The sequence below is a fragment of the Bradyrhizobium sp. IC4059 genome (assembly GCF_020193615.1).
In the GTDB taxonomy this organism is placed as follows: Bacteria; Pseudomonadota; Alphaproteobacteria; order Rhizobiales; family Xanthobacteraceae; genus Bradyrhizobium; species Bradyrhizobium yuanmingense.
On record NZ_JADYVH010000034.1, the window covers coordinates 1 to 1,387 of the forward strand.

A 1,387-nucleotide genomic window follows, 5' to 3' on the forward strand; every position below is an offset into this window, starting at 1 on the left:
GCCGGCCTCATGCTCATTCAAAATCCCGATGATCTGCTCTTCCGAAAAGCGGCTGCGCTTCATGCTCTGGGCCTCGTCGTGGGCCAGAACGAACTTCAAACTGGATTAAGCCCGACGGGCAAGGTCACCCCCAGCATCAAAACCCTGCAATCGCAAAACCGCCCTTCCGCAGGATTTGCGATTCCAGATCAGTCACTTCGCCGCTTTTAACGGACGACTATGTAGAAACCAAGACAGAGTACGAAGACCAGCAGCGCGCTGCTGCGGACCCCAGGCAAGCTAAGCGGCAAGAACACGTGCCAGAAGGCGACAAAGTGCGGGAGGGTGCGATGGTGCGACCGCTCGTTGGCTCGATCCCGAGCATGACACTGACTAGAGGAAGAACCATAGGGAGCATGATGTGTACCATGCCGATATAGACGGCCAAGCGGTTGTAGATGAGCGGCGCCGGGCTAGAAATTAACCCGAGATCGAGCAGTAGACTATTGATCAGGCCGCTATCACCGACGATGACGATCCACGCACAAGTGCGCACCAGAAAGCTGGTGAGATAGGGAATCACCACGAACACGAGAAGCGCCATGCGAAGTCGCTTCGAGGCGCCAGCGATAAGATACGCAGTGGGATAACCGATGATGACGCATATGACCGTGGCGACAATGCTTACCTCGACAGTCTGGATGAGCACGTGGACGTTCGCCCCGTGGTTAAAAAACGCCTCATAGTTGGAAAGCGAAAAGGCTGGCTCATTGAGGCTGTTCAGGAATAGCAGAAGGGCCGGTAGGCCAAAGACCCCGAGTAGAATGGCAAGAGCCGGACAAATAAGCGCAATGGGAATCAACCGTGTAAATCATGTTCATCGGTCTTGCCCTCTGTGCGCCTACACGGCAACGAATCAGATGTCGGAACGCAGCCATTCAACTGGCGCCTCATCGCCGGGCCGTAGGGCCCGTCGTCCCGACACAACGTGTTCGCGCACGACAAGCAGGCTGCTGCCGATCCGCACATGGTATTTTCGAAGCGGACCGGCATAGATCATGTTGTGCACGACCCAAGTAACAGACTGGCACTGGTCGAAGTCGACGCGTTTGGGCGCGTTGAGAGCTGCGATGCAGATGCGCTCTGGTCGAATCATGGCAGCGGTGCCGGACGGCTGCGCGGCACGGACTCGATCGTAAGTTTGGGCTGTCCAGGATATTCGCCTCACCTAGAAATCTCGCGACGAATTGCGTCGCTGGCCAATCATAAATTGCTTCCGGTTGACCTTGCCCCACGGGCTTAATCCAGTTTGAAGTTCGCTCTGGCCCACGACAAGGACCAGAGCATGAAGCGCAGCCGCTTTTCGGACGAGCAGATCATCGGGATTTTGAAGGAGCATGAGGCCGGC

At 56.5% G+C, this 1,387-nt stretch carries 3 protein-coding genes; 1 reads left to right on the forward strand and 2 read right to left on the reverse strand.

Annotated elements, in window-relative coordinates:
- Window positions 1-210, forward strand: a 210-nt coding sequence (locus I6F12_RS36945; RefSeq protein ID WP_225158538.1) for a hypothetical protein, incomplete at its 5' end; no start/stop codon positions are given.
- A 7-nt stretch (window positions 211-217) separates the two neighbouring features.
- On the opposite strand, the gene I6F12_RS36950 is transcribed toward I6F12_RS36945, so the two are convergent.
- Both I6F12_RS36950 and I6F12_RS36955 read right to left on the reverse strand, forming a co-directional pair.
- Window positions 218-841: an ABC transporter permease gene (locus I6F12_RS36950; RefSeq protein WP_225158536.1), complete on the reverse strand. Its 624-nt coding sequence runs from the start codon at window positions 839-841 to the stop codon at window positions 218-220.
- A gap of 54 nt (window positions 842-895) precedes the next feature.
- The gene (locus I6F12_RS36955) at window positions 896-1,135 is read right to left on the reverse strand and encodes a TOBE domain-containing protein (protein ID WP_225158537.1); all 240 of its coding nucleotides are present in this window, start codon (window positions 1,133-1,135) and stop codon (window positions 896-898) included.
- Window positions 1,136-1,387: the final 252 nt, after the last annotated feature.